At 49.0% G+C, this 24,791-nt stretch carries 22 protein-coding genes and 1 riboswitch; of the genes, 10 read left to right on the top strand and 12 right to left on the bottom strand.

Features of this window, described 5'->3' with window-relative positions:
* Nucleotides 1-70 precede the first annotated feature (70 nt).
* The 3 genes from ACTJJJ_RS10530 to ACTJJJ_RS10520 form a co-directional block, all read right to left on the bottom strand.
* Entirely contained in the window at nucleotides 71-682 is a 612-nt protein-coding gene (locus ACTJJJ_RS10530) for a cytochrome c oxidase subunit 3 (protein ID WP_188938951.1), read from the bottom strand.
* Nucleotides 683-770: 88 nt separating this feature from the next.
* A complete protein-coding gene (ispE, locus tag ACTJJJ_RS10525; protein ID WP_440701755.1) occupies nucleotides 771-1,580 on the bottom strand; it encodes a 4-(cytidine 5'-diphospho)-2-C-methyl-D-erythritol kinase in 810 nt (269 codons plus the stop codon).
* Nucleotides 1,581-1,605: 25 nt separating this feature from the next.
* Nucleotides 1,606-3,069: a M20/M25/M40 family metallo-hydrolase gene (locus tag ACTJJJ_RS10520; RefSeq protein WP_188938953.1), complete on the bottom strand. Its 1,464-nt coding sequence runs from the start codon at nucleotides 3,067-3,069 to the stop codon at nucleotides 1,606-1,608.
* Between the two features lie 305 nt (nucleotides 3,070-3,374).
* Here ACTJJJ_RS10520 and ACTJJJ_RS10515 point away from each other — a divergent pair, with 305 nt between their 5' ends.
* The gene (locus tag ACTJJJ_RS10515; protein ID WP_440701754.1) at nucleotides 3,375-4,859 is read left to right on the top strand and encodes a xylulokinase; all 1,485 of its coding nucleotides are present in this window, start codon (nucleotides 3,375-3,377) and stop codon (nucleotides 4,857-4,859) included.
* Between the two features lie 55 nt (nucleotides 4,860-4,914).
* Here the strand turns inward: ACTJJJ_RS10515 and ACTJJJ_RS10510 are convergent, their stop codons facing one another.
* A complete protein-coding gene (locus ACTJJJ_RS10510; protein ID WP_188938955.1) occupies nucleotides 4,915-5,250 on the bottom strand; it encodes a single-stranded DNA-binding protein in 336 nt (111 codons plus the stop codon).
* Nucleotides 5,251-5,499: 249 nt separating this feature from the next.
* On the opposite strand from ACTJJJ_RS10510, the gene ACTJJJ_RS10505 reads away from it, so the two are divergent.
* Complete coding sequence (locus ACTJJJ_RS10505; RefSeq protein WP_188938956.1) at nucleotides 5,500-5,856, top strand: hypothetical protein; 357 nt, start codon at nucleotides 5,500-5,502, stop codon at nucleotides 5,854-5,856.
* Between the two features lie 30 nt (nucleotides 5,857-5,886).
* The gene (locus ACTJJJ_RS10500) at nucleotides 5,887-6,762 is read left to right on the top strand and encodes an aldo/keto reductase (protein WP_188938957.1); all 876 of its coding nucleotides are present in this window, start codon (nucleotides 5,887-5,889) and stop codon (nucleotides 6,760-6,762) included.
* 43 nt (nucleotides 6,763-6,805) lie between these two features.
* On the opposite strand, the gene ACTJJJ_RS10495 is transcribed toward ACTJJJ_RS10500, so the two are convergent.
* Nucleotides 6,806-7,390: a hypothetical protein gene (locus ACTJJJ_RS10495; protein ID WP_440701753.1), complete on the bottom strand. Its 585-nt coding sequence runs from the start codon at nucleotides 7,388-7,390 to the stop codon at nucleotides 6,806-6,808.
* A gap of 132 nt (nucleotides 7,391-7,522) precedes the next feature.
* Here ACTJJJ_RS10495 and prfA point away from each other — a divergent pair, with 132 nt between their 5' ends.
* The gene (prfA, locus tag ACTJJJ_RS10490) at nucleotides 7,523-8,596 is read left to right on the top strand and encodes a peptide chain release factor 1 (protein ID WP_188938958.1); all 1,074 of its coding nucleotides are present in this window, start codon (nucleotides 7,523-7,525) and stop codon (nucleotides 8,594-8,596) included.
* 3 nt (nucleotides 8,597-8,599) lie between these two features.
* Here the strand turns inward: prfA and ACTJJJ_RS10485 are convergent, their stop codons facing one another.
* Nucleotides 8,600-9,205 carry a thioredoxin family protein gene (locus tag ACTJJJ_RS10485; RefSeq protein WP_188938959.1) on the bottom strand — a complete coding sequence of 202 codons (606 nt, stop codon included), beginning with the start codon at nucleotides 9,203-9,205 and terminating at the stop codon, nucleotides 8,600-8,602.
* Between the two features lie 69 nt (nucleotides 9,206-9,274).
* Here ACTJJJ_RS10485 and ACTJJJ_RS10480 point away from each other — a divergent pair, with 69 nt between their 5' ends.
* Nucleotides 9,275-9,610 carry a glyoxalase superfamily protein gene (locus ACTJJJ_RS10480; RefSeq protein WP_440701752.1) on the top strand — a complete coding sequence of 112 codons (336 nt, stop codon included), beginning with the start codon at nucleotides 9,275-9,277 and terminating at the stop codon, nucleotides 9,608-9,610.
* A gap of 25 nt (nucleotides 9,611-9,635) precedes the next feature.
* Here the strand turns inward: ACTJJJ_RS10480 and ACTJJJ_RS10475 are convergent, their stop codons facing one another.
* Nucleotides 9,636-10,556: a DMT family transporter gene (locus ACTJJJ_RS10475; RefSeq protein ID WP_440701751.1), complete on the bottom strand. Its 921-nt coding sequence runs from the start codon at nucleotides 10,554-10,556 to the stop codon at nucleotides 9,636-9,638.
* Nucleotides 10,557-10,620: 64 nt separating this feature from the next.
* A riboswitch (cobalamin riboswitch) is annotated at nucleotides 10,621-10,821 on the top strand.
* 70 nt (nucleotides 10,822-10,891) lie between these two features.
* Between ACTJJJ_RS10475 and ACTJJJ_RS10470 the strand changes: the two genes are divergently transcribed.
* Both ACTJJJ_RS10470 and ACTJJJ_RS10465 read left to right on the top strand, forming a co-directional pair.
* Complete coding sequence (locus ACTJJJ_RS10470; protein ID WP_440701750.1) at nucleotides 10,892-12,793, top strand: TonB-dependent receptor plug domain-containing protein; 1,902 nt, start codon at nucleotides 10,892-10,894, stop codon at nucleotides 12,791-12,793.
* A 10-nt stretch (nucleotides 12,794-12,803) separates the two neighbouring features.
* A complete protein-coding gene (locus ACTJJJ_RS10465; protein WP_440701749.1) occupies nucleotides 12,804-13,883 on the top strand; it encodes a DUF5074 domain-containing protein in 1,080 nt (359 codons plus the stop codon).
* 112 nt (nucleotides 13,884-13,995) lie between these two features.
* Here ACTJJJ_RS10465 and ACTJJJ_RS10460 read toward each other — a convergent pair whose 3' ends face one another.
* The 5 genes from ACTJJJ_RS10460 to ACTJJJ_RS10440 all read right to left on the bottom strand — a co-directional run bounded on the left by ACTJJJ_RS10460 (nucleotide 13,996) and on the right by ACTJJJ_RS10440 (nucleotide 21,968).
* Entirely contained in the window at nucleotides 13,996-14,736 is a 741-nt protein-coding gene (locus ACTJJJ_RS10460; protein ID WP_229223348.1) for a tetratricopeptide repeat protein, read from the bottom strand.
* Nucleotides 14,737-14,804: 68 nt separating this feature from the next.
* Nucleotides 14,805-16,145 (bottom strand): DEAD/DEAH box helicase, encoded by a 1,341-nt coding sequence (locus ACTJJJ_RS10455; protein ID WP_188938963.1) that lies wholly within the window; start codon nucleotides 16,143-16,145, stop codon nucleotides 14,805-14,807.
* Between the two features lie 37 nt (nucleotides 16,146-16,182).
* Nucleotides 16,183-17,178, bottom strand: a complete 996-nt coding sequence (fbp, locus tag ACTJJJ_RS10450; protein ID WP_440701748.1) for a class 1 fructose-bisphosphatase — start codon at nucleotides 17,176-17,178, stop codon at nucleotides 16,183-16,185.
* A 266-nt stretch (nucleotides 17,179-17,444) separates the two neighbouring features.
* On the bottom strand, nucleotides 17,445-20,087 hold the full coding sequence (locus ACTJJJ_RS10445; protein WP_440701747.1) for a valine--tRNA ligase: 2,643 nt from the start codon (nucleotides 20,085-20,087) through the stop codon (nucleotides 17,445-17,447).
* A 78-nt stretch (nucleotides 20,088-20,165) separates the two neighbouring features.
* Nucleotides 20,166-21,968, bottom strand: coding sequence for a sensor histidine kinase (locus ACTJJJ_RS10440; protein WP_440701746.1), 1,803 nt, complete (start codon nucleotides 21,966-21,968; stop codon nucleotides 20,166-20,168).
* Between the two features lie 206 nt (nucleotides 21,969-22,174).
* On the opposite strand from ACTJJJ_RS10440, the gene ACTJJJ_RS10435 reads away from it, so the two are divergent.
* From ACTJJJ_RS10435 to obgE, 3 genes are all read left to right on the top strand, one after another.
* Complete coding sequence (locus ACTJJJ_RS10435; protein ID WP_440701745.1) at nucleotides 22,175-23,014, top strand: T9SS type A sorting domain-containing protein; 840 nt, start codon at nucleotides 22,175-22,177, stop codon at nucleotides 23,012-23,014.
* A 157-nt stretch (nucleotides 23,015-23,171) separates the two neighbouring features.
* Nucleotides 23,172-23,744, top strand: coding sequence for an adenylate kinase (locus ACTJJJ_RS10430; protein ID WP_188938968.1), 573 nt, complete (start codon nucleotides 23,172-23,174; stop codon nucleotides 23,742-23,744).
* 25 nt (nucleotides 23,745-23,769) lie between these two features.
* Nucleotides 23,770-24,777, top strand: coding sequence for a GTPase ObgE (obgE, locus tag ACTJJJ_RS10425; protein WP_440701744.1), 1,008 nt, complete (start codon nucleotides 23,770-23,772; stop codon nucleotides 24,775-24,777).
* Nucleotides 24,778-24,791 lie beyond the last annotated feature (14 nt).

Genomic DNA, 24,791 nt, shown 5'->3' with positions numbered 1-24,791 from the left:
TGCATCTCGGATTTCAAATATACGAATTCGAAAATGCAATTCAGGGACAGTAATGCGTCCGGGGCGCTGCTCAATATAGCACGATCAGAAAAATGAACACCACCAGCCATAGTGCTCCCGTAAAATGCCAGTAGCGCGTGAAGAGCCTGATACGAAGGCGGTTTGGAGGATTGACGCTGTACACGAACGAATCCACATAACTTCTGTTCTTAACAGCTTTTCTGAACAAATAACTCAAATACAACACGCCTCCCATCATGTGGAGGAGGTGAAGGCCGGTCAAGAGATAGATGAATCCTTCGGAAGTATTGACGCCGCTGAAAACGCCGGAATTGACCATTTCCATCCATCCGCCGGTCTGCAACATGATAAAGATGAAGCCTAGTATGAGCGTAGCACCCATAAATACCCGATAATGCAGGAAGCGTTCGTTTGTAAATGCGAGGTTAGCCTCGTGAAGCGTGATACTGCTGAACAAAATGACCAGGGTACTCAGCCAGAACATATCCGGCAGCGCGACCAAATGGGCGGTTTCTTTATGGGCCCGCAGAAGGAAAATGACAAAAATGGAGGTGAAAAGCAACGAGCTGCCAGCAACCCCAAGCCAAAGCATAAAGCCAAGCGGCTCACGTCGTTTGGTGAAAGGATTTTCAGTTTGCCTGGTTGTGTGCTTCGGACTCATCTCCCAATCATTGATATCTTCGAAAAGCGCAATTCAAGGTGAATATAACGACTAATTTACACCTTAATACATAACCCGGAGGTTAAATTTATTTAAGAAAACCCTGCCACAGACGAAAGTCGGGAAAATGTTGTTTCAGATTTTGTTCCCCTCCGAAAATACCGAACAGTGTCGATCCTGAACCACTCATGGCAGCATATTCTGCTCCCAGACTGTACAGCTTTTCCTTTACTTCCTCCAAAAGAGGGTATTTTTTGAAAAGCGTTGCTTCGAAATCATTCTTGACACGGCCTCTCCATTCTATGATAGGCTCCCGAAGTATAGTACGTAAATTTTCGGTGCTTCGTTTCGCAACTACGCCGGAATATGCTTCAACGGTCGAAATATGTATCCCAGGGTTCACCAGCACGATCCATTTCCCCGCGATATTAACATCGATATTATCGAACTGGTCGCCTTTTTCGAAGCAATACACCGGCTTATTTCTGATAAAAAAGGCGCAGTCGCTGCCGATCTGTCTTGCATAATGCTCCTGCTCTGCAATCGAAATATTGAGCTCAAAAAGCTGATTCAATGCTCTTATAGTAAACGCCGCGTCGGCAGACCCACCGCCGAGCCCGGCGCCTATGGGTACCGTTTTTAGTAAATGTATTTTGACGGGAGTTAGCTGAAAATCCCTCCTGAGCATCTGGTAAGCCTTCGTGCAAAGATTATCTTCCGCATTGCCCGGGATGGCGATCCCGTCGGCATGAAACGAGAAGGTTTCAGCCAAAGTAATTTCCAACGCATCCGACCAACCTACTGGGTAGAAACAGGACTCGATGTTATGAAACCCGTCCGGGCGCTTTTCAACGATATTTAGGCCTATATTGATCTTGGCATTCGGAAATACTAGCATTCTAATTTCAATTGCGGCAAATAGCTTACTGTTCCCAGCGCCATTCCTGGCCTATAATCAATTCTTCTTTTAATCCCTGAGATATCAAATAATCACGGGTTTTCTGGTCGGACAATTTCTTTACGGCAATGTTTTCCGCATTCGATAATGCATACAAATACATAGATGCGATACGCACCGTGTTTTCCAATTGGTCCTTATTCACCAGGCTGAAATCATCACAATCCGCATGATAACATTGTAGCACATTAGGATCGAGGTGCCCCGACAAGCCTGCGATGGGCACCCCTTCCAGCATAAAAGGCTGATGGTCGCTGTGCAGGCCGGCCCTGTTCGTCGTTTCATTCTTATAGTCACTGTTCACGGACTGGATCGCTTGGCCGACCGTCGCAAAGAACTCGGTCATTTCATCCCGTCCGAACGTATTGGCTCCATTTGGATCGTTGGTCATATCGAGGTTCATCATATACGAAACCTTATCGATTGTTCCTGACTTTTTGAGCTCATTCACAAAATGCTTGGATCCCAGAAGCCCCTGCTCTTCTCCCATGAACAACACAAACTGAATGGTCCGTTCAGGCTTCACTTTCAATGCCTTGAATGCCCTGGCTATGTCAATCACGGCAAACGACCCGATTCCGTTGTCAATTGCGCCCGTAGCAAGATCCCACGAATCGAGGTGACCGCCGATAATAACCTTCTCGTCGGACTTTCCTTTTAGCGTAGCTATTACATTACGGGCTTTGATAGGCTTCGAAATGTTGTGCATGTCGATATGCGCTTCTAACGGGCCTTCGTCCTTAATCCATTTCCTTATCTCATGGCCGCTTTCATTGGATATGCAAACGGCTGGGATAGAGATGATAGCACCGGTAACCGACGCGGTTCCGGTAAGCAAAATTTTGCCGGGTGCACCGTTGACCATGATCATCCCCTTCGCGCCATATTTGATCGCCAATGCTGTTTTTTCCGACCGGTGCAGATTCTTTTTGCCAGTTACGCCAACGAGGTTAATGTTGGCCATCGCAACTTTACCCTTTACCTTATCTTTCAGGGCCAGAAAGTCTTCTTCCAATCCGTTGCCGACATCTACAATTTCGCCGTGTAGATTGGACTCCACGGGCGAATGTGCGAGCGAAACAACGGGAACATCACGAAAGTTGTCGCTGCTGCCGGGTGCTATGGATAATGTGACGGTGTCCCGCATCCACGCTTCTACTTCAAAAGGTTGATATACAACATCGGTGAAGCCATAGCTTTTCAAAAGCTTGAACGCATATTCCTCGGCCTTTTCGCCATTTGCACTTCCGGTAAGCCGGTGCCCGATGGTCCTGGTTGCATCTCCGAGTGTGGCATAGGCCTTACTATTCTCTCTGATTTCCCTATTGAGACGTGAAAACGGTTTCTCCCATTTTTTATCGACAGGGCGAAACTCTGAAAACAACAAAAACAACCCACCAATGAGTACGACTTGTACAACTTTCTTCATAATTCCCGATAAAGGATGTCAGCAACTTGAAATTTTCCTCAAATATCGCATAGATATTTGACCTCTTGCAAGATAAACACAAAGGAGACCCTAAAATCAACCCTTTAGTTTCATTGCGTCATTAATATACCCATTTCTGACTGATCTGACATCACTTTCCCGTATGCTTTCCATACATTTATATTTAAGTGTAAAATTTACACTTATTATGTTTCTTTTCTTAAAGATATTTGAACATTTTTGTACTTTTTAGCACTTATATTTAAACACCGAAGCACTTTAAATCAAAATAATCATATTTCGCAATGTATTTCCTTGGATTCGATTTAGGCAGTTCGTCCGTCAAAGCTTGTTTGATTCACGCAGATACCGGGGCAGTTGCCGCCTCCGCATTCTATCCTGAAAGGGAAATGACTATTGCAGCCCCAAAGCCGGGTTTCGCCGAGCAGCAGCCTCAGATGTGGTGGGAGAATGCGTGCCTGGCTTCCCAGGCCGTTATCAAAAAAGCAAACGTTTCCCCCGACGAGGTGGGTGCAATCGGAATTTCTTACCAAATGCACGGGCTTGTGGTCGTGGATGAAAACCTGAATGTTCTCCGCCCATCTATCATCTGGTGCGACAGCCGTGCTGTCGAAGTGGGCAACCAGGCAATGGACGCTTTGGGCGAGGAATATGTACTGCCTCATTTGCTCAATTCACCGGGTAATTTCACGGCCTCCAAACTCGGTTGGGTGAAACAGAACGAACCTGAGGTTTATGCGAAAGTCCACAAGTTCATGCTTCCAGGCGATTACCTTGCCGCCCGTATGACAGGCGAGGTCGTAACGACCCCATCCGGACTTTCCGAAGGCATATTCTGGGATTTCGTCAATCAACGCCCGGCCGATTTCCTGTTCGACCATTTCGGGTTCAGTCAGAGCATCCTGCCCGAGGTGCTACCTACTTTTGCCGAGCAAGGGAGAGTAACCGCCGCCGCCGCTGCCGAGCTTGGATTACAGGCGGGTATTCCCGTCACGTACCGCGCCGGCGACCAGCCGAACAATGCCTTTTCACTTAACGTACTCGAACCTGGGGAGGTTGCCGCAACTGCCGGAACTTCCGGGGTTGTGTATGGCGTCAGCGACCAAATTAAATTCGATCCAAAATCACGCGTTAATACCTTCCTCCACGTAAACCCGATTTCTTCGGCATCGCGTTACGGCGTTTTACTGTGCGTAAACGGGACGGGAAGCCTGAACGGCTGGCTGCGTAATGCATTGTTCCAGGGGAATGTCTCTTACCCTGAAATGAACAGCCTGGCTGCACAGGCACCTGTCGGGTCCGATGGCCTGTTCTGCCTTCCTTTTGGTAATGGCGCAGAGCGCATGCTTGAAAACAAGGATCCGGGAAGCACATTCAAAGGACTTCAATTCAGCCGTCACGGGCTTAGCCACTTTACGCGCGCGTCACAGGAGGGCATAGTTTTCGCACTCTATTATGGCATGGAAATCATGGAAACGGTGGGCGTATCCCTTAAAAATATCCGTGCAGGTGAGGCCAACATGTTCCTCAGCCCTGTTTTCAGGGAGACTTTTGCCAATGTCTCCGGTGCCACCGTCGAACTGTATAATACCGATGGTGCACAAGGTGCAGCCCGCGCGGCCGGTTTCGGACTCGGTTACTACAAAAACCGTGAAGAGGCGTTCGTAGGCCTCACCGCATTACGCACGATCGAACCCGACGCAAATGTGACGCAGGCTACGCGTGACGCTTACAGCAATTGGAAAGCGGCGCTCGAAAAAAGCCTTTGATAAGAAAACAGGCCTCATGTCAGACCAGGTATGAGGCCTGTTACTATTAACGCGTTCATACCACCGCCTCCTGCTTCTTCTGGACTTCCTCTACTTTATGAGCAGTCACCTCCGTACGCCTTACCGTGCGATTATCTTTGTCGACATACTGGCGATAGGTTAGCCGTCCCTCAATCGAAACCATTTTCCCGGTCGTCAGAAATTCCTCGCAGCGCTGCGCCAGTTCCCGCCACACTACGACCGTGTGCCAGACCGTGTTCTTAACCTCTTCCTTATTCCTGTTAACATACCCTTCATCCGTCGCCAGTGAAAAGCTGAGCATTTTGCCGCCATCAAACTCTCTTACGTTGATTTCGCGACCTACATTTCCGATTAATTTTACCGAGTTCATTCTGATAATGTTTAGATGATGAATACTGATGCCGGGCTAGATAATGCGAACCGGCAATGCAAAGGTGCAGGGACCGGAAGAATCGAGTCGGTTTTTAACCGCTTATAGTCATATGAAAACATTTGTAGCCGTTTGCAAACGGAAAAATGCGGGCTATTGAACCTCGGTAATGAATTTTGCTATATTGCAGCTCGGGAAAATCTATGCACACTGCCTGGGCGTCAAGTGCTCCGGCCAAACGGAAAACACATGAACAATTGCCAGGAATGCGGCAAACCGCTAATGGGGAGGATCGACAAAAAGTTTTGTTGCGACATGTGCCGCAACAGCTTTAACAACCGCCTCAATTCCGATTCCCATAACCTGATGAGGAATATAAATAACCAGCTCCGGAAGAACCGCCGGATTCTGGAAGAGCTTTGCCCAGACGATAAATCCAAGACAACCAAGCACATTTTATTAGCCAAAGGCTTTGATTTTAACCTGATTACCAACATCCGTCCGACACTCAAAGGAAGCATTTACCACTTCGTTTACGACTACGGCTACCTGGAACTGGACAATGATTTTTATCTGATCGTAAAGGATAAACGATTGGAGAAATAGATATTTTTGCAGGAATTCAAACTACCACCGATGAAAAAAGTAAGCCTCAGCGATTCCGGCCCGAAGGTCTCGGAAGCAATTTATGGTTTCTGGAGATGGACCGACGAAGGTGCCGTTACCACCACGCAAATTGAAAAAACGGTCAATCTCTGCCTCGATCTGGGCATTAATACATTCGACCATGCTGATGTTTACGGCGACCACACCATTGAAGAACATTTCGGCAAGATCATCGCTAACAAGTCATTCAAGCGGGAAGACATTGTGTTGTTCAGCAAATGCGGCATCAGGACGTCACCGGATAAATACCTGACTTACTACGATAATTCGCGTGAGCACATTATCAATAGTATCAACGGTTCGCTCAAAAGACTGAAGACCGATTATCTGGACATTTTTCTGCTGCATCAAAGCGACCTTCTGGCCGACCCCGAAGAAACAGCCATGGCATTGGCCGAGATCGTAACCTCGGGCAAAGCGAAACATATCGGCGTTGCTAATTTTACGGTATTCCAGCATCAACTGCTCGCGTCCTACCTTCGTATTCCGATCGTTACGAACCATATCGAGCTGAATTTGATGAATACAACGGCGATCGAGGACGGCCGCATCGACTTCATCAAACAGAGCTTCAGTAAACCATTAGCCTGGGCACCGCTAGCCGGAGGAAAAATCCTGAATGGTACCGACGAAAAAGCCGTGCGCCTGAGGGCCAAACTCGATGAAGTCGGTAAGAAATACGATGCTAATATTGAGCAGACCGCCGTCGCCTGGCTCATGAAACTGGGCACATTACCCATTATCGGTTCGCTCTCGGAGGCGCGCATCCGCAACGGTGCAAGTGCTTCGGATATTAAGCTGAGCCGCGAAGATTGGTATGATATCTATCAGGTTGTCGGGAAGTAAAAAAGAAGGGATATTGTTCTAATGAACAGTATCCCTTTGAATATCAATCCTTCAATTGCTTGGCGTCCAGCTTTCTGATAATTTCCTTTTTGTTGAAAAGCAATCGCCAGACAGCGAAAGTCGTATCCTGGGTTGCCATGCATTTCTTGCAAATAACGCTTTCCGATGAAAGAGGAGCATTGTACACGAGCAGCGTGTCATTCAATTGCTGCAAATTGTCGCCCGCCGGGGTTTTGCTTTTCGCACTGTAAGCGTATGCGTCGAGGATCTCCCGCTCCTTGGCGAGCAAGCCGGGACGTTTCATGTCATTTGTACCGAACAATTCGACTTTAACCCCATATTCCTTTTCCAATGCGGCAATCACCGGAATACCGCCCAGGTCCCGGCAATGTGCCAGTCCGGCGTCGGGATTCTTTTCGAGCTCGCCTTTTAAAGCCTTTTCGGCGATCTCGGCTATTTTCTTTCCCCATTCATCGGCCGATGATATAAGTTGGACGTTGGTAACCCGCTTGATCTGCGATGCTTTGATTTCCCTGCTCAGCTCTTTCGTGTTCTCAATACGCCCGCTTTTGAAGTCGCAACCGACCAAAGCACTTGCCAGCATCACGATACATATTATTCTTTTCATTGTTCCAGATGTTAGTTTAAACCAGCAAACGGTTTTATCCACAATACGCAGCCAGTCCCTTGAAACTATTCATTTAGCTAAAATGCGTATCTTTGTGCCCCGAATGCGAGGTGCCAAAGATATTCAATAAAGATGATCGATAAATTAGAAGCTATAAAAGAACGGTTTGAAGAGGTTTCTCAACAAATCATACAACCCGAAGTAGTGTCCGACTCTTCACGTTATTCCAAGATCAGCAAGGAGTACAAAGACCTTGGCAAGATCGTGGACCAGTATGCGCTTTACCAGAAGTTGCAGAAAGACATCGCCGGCACCAAGGAACTTATAGCAACTGAGAAAGACGAAGATCTGCGGGAAATGGCGAAGGAAGAGCTCGATGAGCTGGTCCCTAAGCTCGCAGACCTGGAACAGGCGATTAAAGAGCTGCTTATTCCAAAAGATCCTAACGACAGCCGTAATATTATCCTCGAAGTCCGCGGCGGTACCGGTGGCGACGAGGCCGCTATTTTTGCCGGCGACCTTTTTAGAATGTATCAGCGTTTTTTCGAAAAAATGGGCTGGCGTTCATCGATTATGGACTACACGGAGGGTACCAACGGCGGTTATAAAGAAATTATCTGCAAAGTGGAGGGCGAGGATGTGTATGGCAAAATGAAGTTTGAATCGGGTGTGCACCGCGTACAGCGCGTACCTGCCACGGAATCTCAGGGACGTATTCACACATCTGCTGCTTCGGTGGCTGTTCTGCCGGAAGCGGAGGAAGTGGACGTCCAGATCAATATGAACGACGTTCGTGTCGATACTTTCCAATCGTCAGGTGCGGGTGGACAATCGGTTAACACGACTTATTCCGCGGTGCGTTTGACCCACATTCCGTCCGGGCTCGTCGTAAGCTGCCAGGACGAGCGTTCACAACTCAAAAACAAAGATCGCGCGTTAAGCGTACTACGCTCTCGCCTGTACGAGATCGAATTGAAGAAACACAACGATGCGATTAGTTCACAGCGGAAATCGATGGTAGGTAGCGGCGACCGTTCCGACAAAATACGGACCTACAACTACCCCCAAAGCCGCATTACCGATCACCGGATTGGATACACCGTATACAATCTTCCGGCTGTTATGGAAGGCGATATTGCCGAATTGATCGAGAAACTGCGCATTGCTGAGAATGCAGAAAGAATGCAGGAAGGGGAAGCGGTTTAGCGTCTATTTCGCAGGATACAAAGTCCCGTAAGTCTTCGCTTTATAACTTTCGAAATCCTGCTTTTTGTGATGATCGTCTCCGAAAAAGGTGATAATCTGATGAAACTCCTTTGCTTTCAGGTAACCTGGTAGCGGCTGGATCATGTTAAACTTATCGTCCAGGAAGACGGTCGTGGGATAACTTGGCTGGTTGTTGGTTAATGCCAATGCGATCTCGTTAATGCCTCGGCCACCCTGGGCAAGGTATTTGAATTCCTTATCCCCGAGCTTGATCGTCCCTTTTTGCTCTGCATCGAGCTTAACGGCATAGTATTTCTTATTGATATACTCCGTTACGGCTTTGTCCTTGAACGTTTCGCGGTCCATCACTTTGCACCAGCCGCACCAGTCGGTGTAGACGTCGATCAGGATTTTACGGGGCTCTTTCTGGATTTTGGCGAACGCTTCTTCGATGGTCAGCCACTGGATGCCTTCGGCTGGTCTCGCTATGGCTGGCTTATTGGCAGCGGGCTTCTCTACAACGCGCCCCTTACCGGTATCGGCTTTAAAACCGGCGAGCAATACCAGCATTGCCGGAAATATTATCAGTGATGACAGGAGTCGTTTCATGGTAATTTTTTAGATTTCTTTTCTTAAACAAATCTCAGACACAATTCATTGCCTAATAACGCAATCGATATGGAAGCCAGTAAAGTCATCCCAATTTTACGCATTTTTGACGAAACCAAAGCACGTGAGTTTTACATCGGCTGGCTTGGCTTCCAAATCGACTGGGAACATCGGTATTCCGATGATGCTCCGCTCTACATGCAAATTTCCCGGGACGGCGTCACACTTCACCTCTCCGAGCATCACGGCGACAGTACACCCGGCGCCAAGATTTTCATCGAATGTACCGGCGTGCGGGACTTTCATCAAGAGCTGAACGAAAAACACTACAAATACAACCGTCCCGGCCTGGAACAGGAGCCTTGGAATGCAATACATCAGTCACCGTTGTCGATCCATTTATGAACCGGCTGGCATTCAACGAGCGGCTTTAAGCATTTTTTGCTTTGCCCAAAGACACCAGAATGCCACCAGCAATGATCAGTAGCATGCCTGTCAGCATGGAAAGGGAAGGAATAGCTTCGCCCATCAAAAAGCCGATCAGTACCGAGAAAAGGATATTGGAATACCCCACAGCAGCGACGCGCCCGGCTTTATCGAAGGTAAACGACTGCGTGAGCATTTTTTGTCCTAAAAGTGCCGTAAGCCCCAGGGTCAGAAAACCCAGCCATTGCCAGGCAGTCTCCGGCCATTTAAATGTACCTATTAGAAAATCCAAATGCTCCATTGGATAATAGGTGCCAACCAGCATCGACAAAATAGGCATTACAATACCGCTGAGCATGAAAGAGAGAATGATCGCACGTGTGTCGTACACCACGCCTAACTGCCGGATTGAAAGGTAGGAAACGGCCGTAAGCAAAGCATTGCCCAGACCCAACGCATTGTCTCGCAGCGACGATGAAAGGTCGGGCCGGAAGACGAACAAAATACCGGTAAAACCAACAAATATGGCCATCCATTCCTTTCCATTCAGCGTTTCGCCTATGAGTAGCCAGGAAAAGAGCGCGAGAAAAATCGGGTAAGTGTACTGATATGTGGATGCACGGCCAAGCCCGAGCGTTTGAATTGCATAAAAGAGCATGTAGAGAGAAAGTGTCCCCACTACTCCCCTGAAAATCAGCAATCCCAGCTTTCCTCCCTCCTGCCTCAGCGGACGCTTCCAAATGCTGCTGATAATAAAGACCACGCCGACGATATTCCTAAAAAAAACCAGTTGAACTATGTGGAATTCCCTCCCGAGCCATTTCGAGATCGCAGATGTGAGCGAGAAGAAAAAAGCGGCCCCCAGCATGAGGTAAATGCCTTTCAGGGAAGACGCGGTCGAAAATTTTTCAGTAGAAGAAGCCAAAAGCAATCAGAATTTGCGCAAAGATAGCGGTTATCACACACAACGGAAAGTCGGCGAAAATACCTAACTTTACACCCGCTTGGTGCCATAAGCTGCTTCTAGTCAGCAATTAGGCTTAATAGGGAATTCCGCGAGAACCGGAAGCTGTCCCCGCAACTGTAAGTCTGCCAATTTGCCTCCGATTCTTCATGCCACTGTTTTTACGACGGGAAGGCACCGGATGCGAAAGACGAGCCAGGAGACCTGCCAAAGCATTTGATCGGCCCGTTTTCGGAGGAAAAACAGTAGATCGCCGCCATTCATTGCGATTTAGCGTGTTTACCGACCGGAGATTTGTGAGTTACTGGATATTGTGGGCAAGTTTTGCACTGGCACTACCTTGTTATGCGCAAAAAGACTCCATCGACCTCGACCCGGTGGTAGTCAGGGGTTTTGTTCCTCAAAAATTCATGAGCGGCCTCAAAATACAGACCATAGACTCAACTTCCCTCGCCCAGCTACGGTTTCAGAATATCAGCGATGTGCTTTCCGCATTTACACCTATTGCGTTCAGGAATTACGGCCCAGGGCAACTTAGTACCGCCTCATTCAGAGGCACTTCTGCCAACCACACGGCTGTTTTATGGAACGGGCTCAATATTAACGCCCCCACCCTCGGACAGACCGATTTTTCCACGATTCCCGTTGCCGGCTTCGACCAGCTTTCGGTTCAATATGGCTCAGCGGCCAGCATTGTAGGTTCCGACGCCGTAGGTGGAAGCATTCTGCTAGGGAGCAACGTCAATAATGATGCGTTCAAGACTTCGGCAGGATCGCAGCACGACAGTTTCAATAACCATCAGTTTCAGGCAAATGCACGCTATTCTGGAAGTTTGAACGATCAATGGTCGGTTTCCGGAAAAACAGCCTTCTACAACGGACTGATGAACAACGATTATCCAAGGCGTTACCGAAGAAGCTACCTGCTTTTGCCCACGGAAACCTGGCAGAAAGGAATGGTGCAAGACCTGTTCTTTCGTGCAAAAAATGACCGGGAGTTATCAGCACATATCTGGCTCACCGACAATAACCTGACTTTGACACCCGACGACGAGCAAGGCCGTGAAATGACCCGGACAACCGCCTACCGCACGATGGTTCGCTATCAGGTGCGGACGCTTGCGGTGCGCACAGCATGGGTACGCGACGTCATCGATTATGCCAAAGGCGACCTCGCCCACCCCGACCATTCGGTAACTAACAAGTTCGCGTCAAGAGTCGAAAAAGACTTTACACTAAGTCTGGGAGACAACATAAATGCTGTTTCCATCAAAACCGGCGGGGAATGGACGCATTATCGTTCGCGTGTACCCGGCTATGCGCAATCGCCCGTGAGCGAGAACCGCACAGACTTTTTTCTACTGACGCGCTGGCAGCCGGGTTCGAGGATTACCGCGTCCGTGAATCTCAGGCAAGGGTTTGTGACAGGCTATAATCCGCCATTCACGCCTTCGGTAGGGCTGGAATATGGTTTAATTCAAAAAATACATTATAATCTCAAAATCAAAGGCTCGGCTGGCCGCAGCTACCGCGTGCCTACGCTGAATGAACGCTATTGGAAAGATCTGGGAAATCCTGGCATCCGCCCGGAAACAGGCTGGAATAAGGAGATAGGCCTCGAACAAATCTTCAAGGAAGTATTCGGCGGCTCATTGCGCACTTCCGCAAGTTTTTACCATAACCGCATCAAAGACTGGACCTACTGGAACCCGTCGATGGGCTTCCGCGTCGAGAACCTGCAACAAGTGCTGGCCCGCGGCATTGAGCTACACCTGAGTTACCAGCAGCAGACCGGCACGATACGGCCAGGGCTGGACGCAGGCTACGCATTCAATAAAAGCAGCCAGGAAAAAGCCTACGATAATTACTCACAGGACATTGTCGGGAAACAACTTGCTTTTGTACCTGAGCATACGGCAAATATCAATGTGTTTTTCAAGTACAGGTCGACTCGGTATACGAGCCAGTTCCAGGCGGTTAGCAAGCGCTATTCTACTTCCGATAATATTCAGTTCCTGGATGGTTACGGGCTTGTAAACCTGATGAGCGAAACCACCTTTTCCTTCAACAAATTCAAGTTGCTCTTGCAGGCGCAGATCCGTAATGTCACCAACACGTTTTATTTGAATGTCAGAAATAATGCGATGCCGGGAAGAAGTTTTGCATTAAGTTTAACCTTTAGTTATGATTCTCAATAAATCAATGAAAATGAAAAAACAGTTAGCCAGTTCATTAGCAGTAGCGTTTTCCACCGTGTTGCTATGGTCGTGTAACCAAAGCGATCCGGCTGCGAAGGGAGATTATGTGAGTGGTGTTTTTGTGTCAAATGAAGGGAATTTCACACAGAATAACGGTGCGATATCCTATTTCCCACGTGAAAGGACCACCGCCGACCCCGATATTTTTGCTGCTGCCAACGGCACTAATTTGAAAGGCGGTGTGCAGGATTTTGTGGCGGCGAATGGGAAAGGGATTATCCTCGTCGACAACTCGGCAGCAGGCCAGGACAAGGTTGAATTCGTAGACAGCCATACTTTCAAAAGCGAAGGAACAATTGGCGCGCCCGACATTGAAAACCCGCGTGAGGTAGTACTCGTCGGCAATAAAGCATATGTGTCGTGCTTGGGAACAAATGCCGATTTGAAATACACCACAGGCTACATCGCTGTTATTGACATTACGACCAAAAAAGTTACCAAAAAGATCAATGTGGCCGATGGCCCTGAAAATCTGGTTTACAATAATGGTAAACTTTACATCGGAACTATCCAGTGGGGCGCCGGGAACAAGCTAGCGATCATCAACACAACTTCCGACGAAGCAACGTCGCCGATTGCCACACCAGGCATCGCCAATCCGGTGGGTATCGATGCCAATGGAAAATTGTGGGTAAATGCAGGTAGTAAGGTCCTCCGCATTAACACCGAAACCAATGTTACCGAAGCAACGCTGCCCATCGCTACGGGCGGCGACAAAACGCCAGGCAATTTCACGTTCAGCCCCGATCTGAAAAGCATATTTTTCGTGCTTTCGGGGTTCAATGCGATGGGTAAAGAGTACGGCGCAACTTACAAGTTTTCTATCTCGGATACACAGATCGCGATGGCGACGCCGCTGATCCCTCGCTACTTCTCCGGCCTTGCCGTTGATCCATTGCAAGGGCTGCTATACGCGGGTGTGAGCCCATCCTACACGCAGGCGGGCTATGCGGTACGCTACCGCACGGACGGTTCCGTAGTCGATTCCATCAAAGTAGGGGTTATTCCTACCGGATTTTTCTTTCAATAACTGCTCAATGCCGTTGGCCGCTTATCACAGCACATCAACAAATGACTATGAGCAGTATAAACAAAAAAAGTCCCCCGTGTGGGAGACTTTTTTTGTTTCGGACTATGCCAGCTTATTTAAAAAATCCTTGCGGATCGGGCAACTTGGCTTTTAATAATTCTACAAAATCGAGGTTTAGCTGGGTAAAATCCAATATACGGCCCTTGTGCAGATGATCCCACGATTTGTCGAGCTCATTGAGATTATAATGCAGTAATGCCAGGTTATACTGGCCGAGCGCGTAGGTGGAATCAATGGACACTGCATGTTTCAGCAATTCAGCCGCCTCGTCCAACTCCTCTTTCCGGCTGGTAATCGCGTACAGTTTCAACTCAACTGTCGATAAATCCACCAACAACGGTACATTGTCTCCTTGCAGGCTCACGCCCTTGCTCAGCATTCTTTTGGCATCCACCCAGTTTTCACGCTGGTACGATACAACCCCAAGCCCCCAGTAGGCTTCTACGTTCTTGTCGTTCAGCAGTTGGGCGAGATTGAAGCGGTAGCAGGCGGTGTCCAGAGAACCTTCCTGCAAATATTCCCAGGCACGGGTCGCGAAAAAACTGCTGGCCTCTGTGCGGCTGGAAAATGATTTGTCACATTCATTCAGGAATTTGATCTCTTCATCAATCTGCTCCGATGTCTTACTCACCTCCCCGAAGAGCGGGATAACTCGCCTCTCCTTTAAATCAAGGGGCTTTTTGGGGGCAACGTTGGTATCTGTGCTTGGACCCGCGCTTGCCAGATGCGTGTTTTGAGCAAAGCTCAGCACAGGTATCAAAAAGGCAAGCCAAATTACAACAGACTCTTTCATAATTGACTTTAATAGAAGAACAGGTTTCTATTGTCCAAGTTAAACGGTTTTATTGGAATAGTATTGCATTACCTTCGTTTACTTCTTCCGGTCGCTCCCCTGCGGCCTTTACCGGTATTCCCGGACGTTTTTTTCGCCGGCGGGTAACTGTGTTTTTTCTCGTGAAAAGCGCCTTTGAATGTCGGATCTTCCTTACGCCGCTGGTTGTCGATCTCGCGAAGCATGTCCTGCCGCTCCTGGAAGGGCGTTTCAGCCTCATTCACTTCTTCGGGAAATTCCGCTCTCGGGATTTCGGTGCGGATCATCGCTTCTATTTTACGGATATGGTATTCGTCGGCGATGGTCATAAAAGTGATCGCATTGCCCACCGTATTGGCCCGCCCCGTCCGTCCGATCCTATGCACGTAATCTTCATAGATCAGCGGCACATCGAAATTGATCACATGGCTCACTTCTGTGATATCGATCCCGCGCGCCACCACGTCGGTTGCCACCATTACCCGGATATTCCCCTCCCTAAACGCCTCCATGGCATTAATGCGGGTATTCTGACCCTTATTTGCATGTATTACGCGAAGTTCAGCCTCGGGTACTACCCTGTTATTAAGAAGATTTTGATGCACGAGCCCGGCCACCTCGCGGCTGCGCGTAAACACGAGCACGCGTGTGAGGTTCTCCTTGTCTTCCAGTAAATAGGAAAGCAGATTGATCTTCGTACGGAAGTTGGACACCTCGTAAAGCGACTGCGTCACCATTTCAGCGGCGGTCGCCTGCGGGGTAACCTCGATACGGGTAGGAAATTCGAGGAACTCGTGGGAAAGGTTCTCAACTTTCCCCGAAAAAGTGGCAGAGAAAAGCATATTCTGCCTTTTACGCGGGATGATTTCAAGCAGCTTGCGGATCTGGGGCATAAAACCCATATCCATCATTTTGTCAGCCTCGTCGAGCACCATCGCATTCAGGTGCTTCACGACGATCTCTTCCTGGAAATACAAATCCATGAAACGCCCCGGCGTCGCAACGATAATGTCGACACCCTTGCGGAGGGCTTCAATCTGCGTTTTCGGCCCGACCCCGCCGTAGAGTACCACGGTACGAATGTCGGTATACTTGCTCAGCTGCGTGATCGCTTCGGATATTTGCATCGCTAACTCACGCGTGGGGGCCATAATCAATGCCCGGGGATGTTGCCCCTGGGCAAATTTGATGCGCATTAATAAGGGTAACGTATAAGCGGCGGTCTTGCCCGTACCTGTCTGGGCAATGCCCAAAATGTCCTGGCCGGCCAACGCCACGGGTATCGCCTGCTCCTGAATAGGTGTCGGTTCGGTATAACCTGCTTCTTCAATCGCGTTGAGCAATTGACGGTTGAGCTTGAACTGCTCGAATGAGTTTTGCGTAGTCTGCATTGCGCAAAGTTACGAAAACTAAAACGGTAGCCGGTTATCAGCCCTTCACAACGTCATCGACCAGCCCGGCGGAGCCGATGTAAAGCGGCGAGCGCTGGTGAAACGACTCCGGCACAATGTCGAGAATACTTCCGAATCCGTCACTCGCCTTACCGCCCGATTTCTCGGCAATGAATGCCAGCGGGTAACATTCATAAAGCAGCCTCAGCTTGCCTTTCGGATCTTTTTTGGTGGATGGATAAAGGTAAATGCCCCCTTTGAGCATATTACGGTGAAAATCCCCTACGAGCGACCCGATGTAGCGTGCGCTGAAATTCCTGGTTTTGCATTGCGCAATATATTGTTGCACAAACGGCGGGTAACTGTGGTAATGCCCCTCGTTCACCGAGTATATCTTCCCTTCGGCAGGGGTACCTATATTTTTATGTGATAAAATAAATTCACCTAATGACTGATCGAAAGTAAAGCCGTTCACACCATCGCCTGTTGAATACACCAGCATCGTCGACGAGCCGTAAAGAATGTACCCGGCCGCTATCTGCTTGCGGCCGCCTTGCAAGAAATCCTCCATCGAAGCCGGGCCGTTGATAGGCGTTATCCTTCTATAAATTGAAAAGATCGAGCCGATGGAGACATTCACATCGATATTGGAGGAGCCATCCAGCGGATCCATGGCTACCACGTACTTGCCATGGTTGTTGCCGGTGTGTATAATGTCTTCCTCTTCTTCGGAAAGGATCGCGCAAACCTCTCCCCCATTTTTCAATGCGCGGATGAAACGGACATTGGCGACGATATCGAGTTTTTGCTGGTCTTCCCCCTGCACATTTTCGGTCCCGTTGCCGCCCGCAATGTCTACCAGCCCGGCGCGGTTGATCTCCCGGTTGATGATCTTTCCCGCGAGCGCAATGTCGCGCAGCAATTGCGACAGCTCGCCCGTCGCGTACGGGAACGCGCTTTGGCTGTGCATGATAAACCGGTCGAGGGTTACGCCCACCGGCACCACCAGGTCCTGTACTGATTTCGTCGCCATAGTCAATTGAATTACATGAGATTGGCAGGAAATTTACGCCCGGATTTTTCCTATTTCCAAACAGTTCGAACTAATAAAATTTTTTAAAAATGAATATGATTTTATCTCCACTAATTCATGGATTAATCCTAAGGGTGAGCCATTTACGTAGTCGTCTCGTTGCACTTTTTAAATGTCCGCAAGACATTAAACCGTGTTCCAGCATAACAAAAAAGCACAAGGCGCTCATGCCTTGTGCTTTACAAAAAGAGGTGTATTTCTGACGTTTATTTAAGCCTAGCCAATGCTTCGGTCAATGTCACGATCTTCGCTTCGGCATCGGCCTGCTTCTGGCGCTCCTTCTCCACGATATCGCCTTTCGCATTCGCTACGAACCGCTCGTTAGAAAGTTTCTTCGCTACCGAATCGAGGAAGCCTTTGGTATACTCCAATTCACGCAAAAGATTCTCGCGCTCCGCTTCTACGTCCAGCTCGTCGGCGAGGTTCACGAAGAACTCATCCGATTTCACCCGGAACGAAGTACCTTCCGCTTCATCGGTCACGTAGCTGATACCCTCCACATTCGCCAGCTTTTCGATCAGCGGTGTCAGTGCATTGTAACGGTCGCCAGTCTCAGTCCTTATCGCCAGCGGCAGAGCAGTTTTAGGACTGATTCCCTTTGCATTGCGCAGGTTGCGAATGGAAGAAACCAGTTCAAAAAGAATATCAAAGTCGTTCAGCAATGCCTGATCGAAGTCGGCTGCTTGCGGAAAATGAGCGATACAAATTGAATCGTTCTCGCCTCTTTCAATAATATTTTGCCAAATCTCCTCGGAAATGAACGGCATGAACGGATGCAGCAAACGCATCTGGCGATCGAAGAAATCTAGCGTCGAATCGTAAGTCGAGAGATCGATAGGCTGCTCAAAGCCCGGCTTGATCATTTCGAGGTATTGCGCGCAGAAATCGTCCCAGATCAGCTTGTATACCGAATTCAATGCATCCGAAATACGGAATTTCGTGAAATGGTCTTGTACCTCAGCCAAAGTCTGGTTCAGTTTGCTTTCAAACCATTGTACCGCCAGTTTCGAACCTTCGGGAACCGGCAGCTCGCTATCGACCGTCCAGCCCTTTACCAAACGGAACGCATTCCAGATTTTATTTCCAAAATTCCTTCCTTGCTCGATCAGCTTCTCGTCATAAGGCAAGTCGTTACCCGCCTGCGAGCTGAAAAGCATGCCGGTCCGGATGCTGTCGGCACCATATTTATCGATCAGATCGATCGGATCGGGTGAGTTACCCAGCGATTTCGACATTTTGCGGCCCTGCTTATCGCGAACGATACCCGTCAGGTATACATTCTTGAACGGATACTGGCCGCGGTATTCATAACCTGCGATGATCATCCGTGCCACCCAGAAAAACAGGATTTCGGGGGCCGTAACGAGGTCGTTGGTCGGGTAATAGTAGTTTACATCTGCATTATCAGGCTCTTTGATCCCATTGAAAACCGAGATCGGCCACAACCACGATGAGAACCAGGTATCCACCACGTCGGGGTCCTGGGTAAGGTCTTCTTCGGTCAATGCAAAAAGCTGGTATTCGTGCTGGGCTTTGCGCAATGCCTCCCGCTTCGACTTCGCTACGATGATCGTACCGTCGTTCAGATAGTAAGCCGGAATCCGGTGGCCCCACCAGAGCTGGCGGCTGATATTCCAGTCGCGCACATTCTCCATCCAGTGGCGGTAAGTATTTTTGAATTTCGCAGGAATCAGCTGAACGGTATCGTTCATCACATTATCGAATGCCGGCTTGCTGATTTTCTCCATTTTCAAGAACCACTGCTCCGAAAGCCGCGGCTCGATCACCGAGTCCGTCCGCTCCGAATGCCCTACATTCGACCGGTATTCCTCGACTTTCACGAGGTTACCCGATTCTTCGAGCAGTTTGATGATCTTCTTCCGGGCAATAAAGCGATCCTCGCCCACGAGTATCTGTGCCTTATCATTCAAGGTACCATCCTCATTCAAAAGGTCGATGATCGGCAGGTTATGGCGTTTTCCAAGCTCGTAGTCATTCGTATCATGCGCAGGCGTCACTTTCAGGCAGCCCGTACCGAACTCCATTTCCACATAATCATCCGCGATAATTGGAATAGCCCGGTTGATCAGAGGAATCAATACTTTCTTACCAATCAAATGCTGATAACGCTCGTCAGCCGGGTTCACACAAATCGCCACGTCGGCCATAATCGTCTCCGGCCGTGTAGTAGCAATCACAACCCCTTCTTCCATTCTCCCTTCTCCATCCTCCCCAACGAGAGGATACCGCAGGTAAACCAGCTTCTGATTCAACTCCTTCATGATCACTTCCTCATCGGACACGGTCGTGCGTGCCTGGGGATCCCAGTTCACCATGCGGTGACCACGGTAAATATCTCCTTTATTATAGAGGTCAATAAAAACGTCGATCACCGAATCGTATAAATCCGGCTCCATCGTAAAGCGCGTGCGGTCCCAGTCGCACGAAGCGCCGAGTTTGCGGAGTTGTTTGAGGATAATGCCGCCGTATTTGTGCGTCCATTCCCAGCAGTATTCGATGAATTCGTCGCGGGTAATGTCGCGCTTGCTGATGCCGCGCTCTTTGAGCATGGCTACCACTTTCGCTTCGGTAGCAATGGAAGCGTGGTCCGTGCCGGGTACCCAGCAAGCCTCTTTTCCTTCCATGCGCGCCTTTCGCACGAGAATATCCTGAATGGTATTATTGAGCATATGCCCCATGTGCAGCACGCCTGTGACGTTCGGCGGCGGGATCACGATGGTGTAGGGTTCTTTATCGGGATTGGGTTTCGACTGAAAGAACTTGTTCTCGATCCAGTAGGAGTACCATTTATCCTCTATCTCCTGAGGGGCATAAGTTTTGGAAATCATTGCGTGTTCAGAAATTTGCCGTAACTGTCGGCTAGTCATCTTAAAAAGACGGCAAGTTAGCGGTTACGGGCGATATTTCTAAACTATTTGCTCCTCTTTGCGGACCGGCAGCCAGATCGTAAATGTGCTTCCCTCACCCGGTTTGCTCTGCAAGCGAACGGCGCCTTCGTGCGCCTCCACCATCTTTTTGACATAACTCAACCCCAACCCGAAGCCTTTCACGTCGTGCACATTACCCGTAGGCACACGATAGAAAGTATCAAAAACACGCTGCTGCTGCTCGCGGCTCATACCGATGCCCTTGTCGGTGATGGATATGGCGATACCCCCGTTTTCATTTTTAGTATTAATGGTTAAATGGAGCTTTTCGGGCGAGTATTTGATCGCATTGTCGATCAGGTTGTTCAAAATATTGGAGATATGCACTTCATCCGCAGCCACTACATCTTCTTCGGCGTCGAAGTTGAGATCGACTTCGCCTTCCTTCTGCTCGATCTGCACACTCTGGCCATTCAAAGCAGCGCCGATCAGGTCGTGTATATTCGTTTCGGTGATTTTGAGTTTGACATGCCCTTTGTCGAGCAATGCCATTTGCAGAACCTTCTCCACGTGCGTTCCAAGCCGCTTATTCTCTTCGCGGATAATGCCCAGGTAGCGATCGAGCCGCGCGCCTTTGGGAGTCTCCATTAACGAAGCCGAATTCTCGTGCGCCATTTCCGCAGCCAAAGCGATGGTGGAAATGGGCGTTTTGAACTCGTGGGTCATATTGTTGATAAAGTCGTTCTTGATGTCGGAAAGCTTCTTCTGGCGAAGAATGGTGGTAACAGCCATGTAAAAGCAGGCCATGATCACGATGATCAGAATGCCTGATCCACCGAACATGACGCCCATATTGCTGAGAATATACCGCTGCTGATCGGGGAAGAATACATACAATGCATTCTGCGTGCCGAATGTCTCGTTCGGGAAGAGCGATGCTTTGTATGAACGCTCCTCCCATTCGCCCGGACGCATGCTCACGGTCGAAAAAATAAGGCTGTCGGACGACTTGCCTGGTACCGCACCCCTCACTGCAAATTCATACGGTAATGTGACACCGTTCTGGATCAGCTGCCTTTTCAATAGTGTGTCCAGCAAAAAACGGTTCACGCGCTGCTCTATCGGCCTTTTGGTGTAAATAAAATCCTTCATCACCTCTTTCAGCAACTCGGCACGGTCCGGCTCTCCGGCGCTAAGGATCGCCTTCGATTTCTGCTTCGGCCCTTTCGAGTTTTCAGGCAATGCCACTTTCCGGTTTGCTACATTCCTGGTCACCGAATCCTTTTTAAGAATATCCCCTTTCCGACGGATTTCCGGTTCGGCCATGCCGCGCATTGCATTTCCCAAACGGCGCTCGTCGTCCAGCCTCCGGCGCATAAACTCATCGATACCGGCCATGCCGTATTGCTGCGCCTGGAAAAACTCTTCTATAATCCGCTGCTGATGGTCCACCATCACCCTGAAATTCGGGCTCAGTACATCGGTGGGAACGGCTTCGGTGATGATCTGATAATGTATTTCCTCCCCATTAGGGCCGATGGCGATCTCCATGCGGGGCTGCACGCGCGGTGCCATTTCCTGAACGGGTGTTTTGGGTTTCGGCGGAGTGGTGCGCTTCATGGGCATGTCACGCAGCTGCGCAATGCGGTCGAGCCTGCTTTTCTGCTGCTCGGTTTCGATGCGCCGTTGGAGAAGGTACATCATTTCCTGCTTTTCCAACCGATGCACCACCTGCTGTACCGACTCGGAGACCTTCTGATTGAACTGGTCGTTTTTGATCGCGATCGCCTCCCGGATCCAGTACCATTGAAAACCGATCAGGCCGATCAGGGCTAGGCACATCAACCCTACTATGATTTGTATTTTCCTTTTGGTCATAATTTCTGCTTCCCATGTGCAACGCGGGCAGTGCTTTGCCCGACATTTTGCCAAGAACAAATTTAATGTTTCGCCCCCGGCCAAAGGTGTTTTTAACATTATTTAACAGCACCCCAAGCAACATAGCCATGGTTTTGCAATTCATTCAGACTCAAAACAAAAACTGCTTTATGAAAACTGTATCTATTCAAAAACTGACATGGTCGCTGCTGCTCGTAGCGGCACCGGCACTGCTATCCGTTGCACAGGCCCAATCCGACAAAAAACCTAAATCCGACGATGCTGACAAGAAAACGAGCATCCGGATCAGGGTATCCGAGGATGATAACGGTAAAGTCCGCGACATTGAGAAAAGCTACCAGGTAGGCGCGTTGAGCGATGATGAAAGGCAAAAATTCGTCGACAAAGTGCTCGATTCTTTGAATGTGGACAAAAAGCGCAAACAAACCATTTCTATCACCGTCGATGATGGCAACGACGGCGTAATCGCTTCCAAAAAGCGCAAAAAAGTGATTATCGACCACCGCGACCCGCGCGAGCCGATGGTATTTCATTGGGACGGCGATTTCAAATACGATCTTGATTGGGATTCGGATAAATTCAACGAAAACATGAAATCGATCCAAAAGAATTTCGATAAGAACTTCCGGCCGAAAGCCAAAATCATGATGCGCGAGATGGAGGATTTCGGAAAGAACTTCGGTAACAGTTTCGATTATGCATGGGATAACCACGAAAATGTAAAGTCTGCCAGCATCCGTTCACTAAATGCCTATACCAATAATCCCGTTGACGACATCCTTAACCTCCGTTTCAGCGTACCGCAAAAAGGCAATGTGACGGTGACGGTAACCGACACAAAAGGGAAAGAAGTGGGCAAAAAAGAGATCCACGAGTTCGCCGGTGAATACGTTGGCCAGATCGAACTTAAGAAAAATACAAAAGGAACGCTGTTCGTAACGGTGGTTCAAAATGAAGATGGAGCGGTGAAAAGGGTGGTCATACCCTGAATAGAGCCACTTTTACGATAGCGAATCCCCTTTGTCAGAAATGATGAGGGGGATTTTTCTTGTAAAAATTATGCAACAATTTCGCTGACATATAGTAAGAGTTGTAAATTTGCCCCTTATTCACCAGTCTACCGCGACATCAATTTTTGAAGCAACTATGCTGAATCTTATACTGTTTGGCCCTCCGGGCGCCGGGAAAGGCACCCAAAGTGAAAAAATAATTGCAAAGTACAATTTGATCCACCTTTCCACAGGAGATCTGCTGCGCTCCGAAATTCAGTCGGGAACAGAACTGGGGCTGAAAGCCAAAACTTTGATGGATCAGGGCATTCTGGTGCCGGATGAAGTGGTGATCGGAATGATCGACAACAAGTTGAAAGAGCACCGCAGCGCGGCAGGCTTCATTTTCGACGGTTTTCCAAGAACTGTAAAGCAAGCCGAAGCACTTGACAATCTGCTTACGAGCTACAACGAAGGCATTTCGGTCATGGTGGCATTGTCTGTTGACGACGACGAGCTACTTGCCCGCCTTCTGAACCGCGGTAAAACTTCAGGCCGTCCCGACGACCAGAACGAAGAACTGATTGCGAAACGCATTCAGGAATATAACAGCAAAACAAAACCCGTTGCCGACTACTACCAAGGACAAGGTAAGTTTGTTGCGATCAACGGAATAGGCGAAATCGATTTCATTTTCGGGGAAATCTCGAAAGCGATCGAAGCAGCCTGATTTCTATTCTTTCCACTATACTCACATGGCCTCCTCTAACTTTATCGATTACGTAAAAATCAATGCGCGCTCCGGCAACGGCGGTGCCGGTTCTATGCACTTCAGACGTGAAAAACACGTCGAAAAAGGCGGACCGGACGGTGGTGACGGCGGGCGTGGAGGCCACGTGATCCTGAAAGGCAATACCCAGCTTTGGACATTGCTGCATTTAAAATACACCAAACACGTTAAGGCATTCGACGGTAAAGGCGGCGAAGGTGGCCGGCGCACAGGCGCGATCGGAAAGGACATTATCCTGGAAGTTCCGCTGGGCACGATCGCCAAAAATGCCGAAACAGGCGAGCAGCTCTTCGAAATCACCGAAGACGGACAGGAGATGATCCTGTTGCGCGGCGGTCGCGGCGGAATGGGTAACGACCATTTCAAATCTGCCACCAACCAAACCCCCCAATACGCTCAACCCGGCGAGCCCGGAAAAGAAGATTGGTTTATCCTCGAACTGAAAGTATTGGCCGATGTAGGTTTGGTGGGCTTCCCGAATGCCGGAAAATCCACATTACTCTCGGTAGTTTCCGCCGCCAAGCCGGAAATCGCCGATTACCCCTTCACAACCCTGGTGCCGAACCTGGGCGTAGTTCCCTACCGCGATTACAAATCTTTCGTAATGGCCGACATTCCGGGTATTATCGAAGGTGCTTCGCAAGGCAAGGGACTCGGCTTACGCTTTTTGAGACATATCGAGCGTAACTCGATCCTGCTTTTCCTCGTACCGGCCAACAGCGAAGACATCGAAGCGGAATACCAGACGCTCGTACAGGAGCTCCGCTTATACAATCCTGAGCTGCTCGACAAAAACCGCCTTCTCGCCATCTCAAAAATGGATATGGTCTCTGATGAAGAGCGGCTTACGTTACAACAAAATCTACCAAACGGTATCCCAACGCTTCAAATTTCTGCAATAACCCAAGAAGGGATTGAACAATTAAAAGATAAAATATGGGAACTGATCACTTCGGCGTTCCCCGTACGATAATAATTTCTTGAAAG

Source organism: Dyadobacter sp. 22481 (assembly GCF_052044875.1).
GTDB classification, from domain to species: Bacteria; Bacteroidota; Bacteroidia; order Cytophagales; family Spirosomataceae; genus Dyadobacter; species Dyadobacter endophyticus.
This window is presented reverse-complemented; position numbering and strand designations above follow the sequence as displayed.

Bases quoted from the DNA above. Each gene is read 5' to 3' on its own strand.
- ACTJJJ_RS10530 (WP_188938951.1), bottom strand. From the start codon at position 682: ATGAGTCCGAAGCACACAACCAGGCAAACTGAAAATCCTTTCACCAAA.
- ispE (WP_440701755.1), bottom strand. From the start codon at position 1,580: ATGCTAGTATTTCCGAATGCCAAGATCAATATAGGCCTAAATATCGTT.
- ACTJJJ_RS10520 (WP_188938953.1), bottom strand. From the start codon at position 3,069: ATGAAGAAAGTTGTACAAGTCGTACTCATTGGTGGGTTGTTTTTGTTG.
- ACTJJJ_RS10515 (WP_440701754.1), top strand. From the start codon at position 3,375: ATGTATTTCCTTGGATTCGATTTAGGCAGTTCGTCCGTCAAAGCTTGT.
- ACTJJJ_RS10510 (WP_188938955.1), bottom strand. From the start codon at position 5,250: ATGAACTCGGTAAAATTAATCGGAAATGTAGGTCGCGAAATCAACGTA.
- ACTJJJ_RS10505 (WP_188938956.1), top strand. From the start codon at position 5,500: ATGAACAATTGCCAGGAATGCGGCAAACCGCTAATGGGGAGGATCGAC.
- ACTJJJ_RS10500 (WP_188938957.1), top strand. From the start codon at position 5,887: ATGAAAAAAGTAAGCCTCAGCGATTCCGGCCCGAAGGTCTCGGAAGCA.
- ACTJJJ_RS10495 (WP_440701753.1), bottom strand. From the start codon at position 7,390: ATGAAAAGAATAATATGTATCGTGATGCTGGCAAGTGCTTTGGTCGGT.
- prfA (WP_188938958.1), top strand. From the start codon at position 7,523: ATGATCGATAAATTAGAAGCTATAAAAGAACGGTTTGAAGAGGTTTCT.
- ACTJJJ_RS10485 (WP_188938959.1), bottom strand. From the start codon at position 9,205: ATGAAACGACTCCTGTCATCACTGATAATATTTCCGGCAATGCTGGTA.
- ACTJJJ_RS10480 (WP_440701752.1), top strand. From the start codon at position 9,275: ATGGAAGCCAGTAAAGTCATCCCAATTTTACGCATTTTTGACGAAACC.
- ACTJJJ_RS10465 (WP_440701749.1), top strand. From the start codon at position 12,804: ATGAAAAAACAGTTAGCCAGTTCATTAGCAGTAGCGTTTTCCACCGTG.
- ACTJJJ_RS10460 (WP_229223348.1), bottom strand. From the start codon at position 14,736: ATGAAAGAGTCTGTTGTAATTTGGCTTGCCTTTTTGATACCTGTGCTG.
- ACTJJJ_RS10455 (WP_188938963.1), bottom strand. From the start codon at position 16,145: ATGCAGACTACGCAAAACTCATTCGAGCAGTTCAAGCTCAACCGTCAA.
- fbp (WP_440701748.1), bottom strand. From the start codon at position 17,178: ATGGCGACGAAATCAGTACAGGACCTGGTGGTGCCGGTGGGCGTAACC.
- ACTJJJ_RS10445 (WP_440701747.1), bottom strand. From the start codon at position 20,087: ATGATTTCCAAAACTTATGCCCCTCAGGAGATAGAGGATAAATGGTAC.
- ACTJJJ_RS10440 (WP_440701746.1), bottom strand. From the start codon at position 21,968: ATGTGCCTAGCCCTGATCGGCCTGATCGGTTTTCAATGGTACTGGATC.
- ACTJJJ_RS10435 (WP_440701745.1), top strand. From the start codon at position 22,175: ATGAAAACTGTATCTATTCAAAAACTGACATGGTCGCTGCTGCTCGTA.
- ACTJJJ_RS10430 (WP_188938968.1), top strand. From the start codon at position 23,172: ATGCTGAATCTTATACTGTTTGGCCCTCCGGGCGCCGGGAAAGGCACC.
- obgE (WP_440701744.1), top strand. From the start codon at position 23,770: ATGGCCTCCTCTAACTTTATCGATTACGTAAAAATCAATGCGCGCTCC.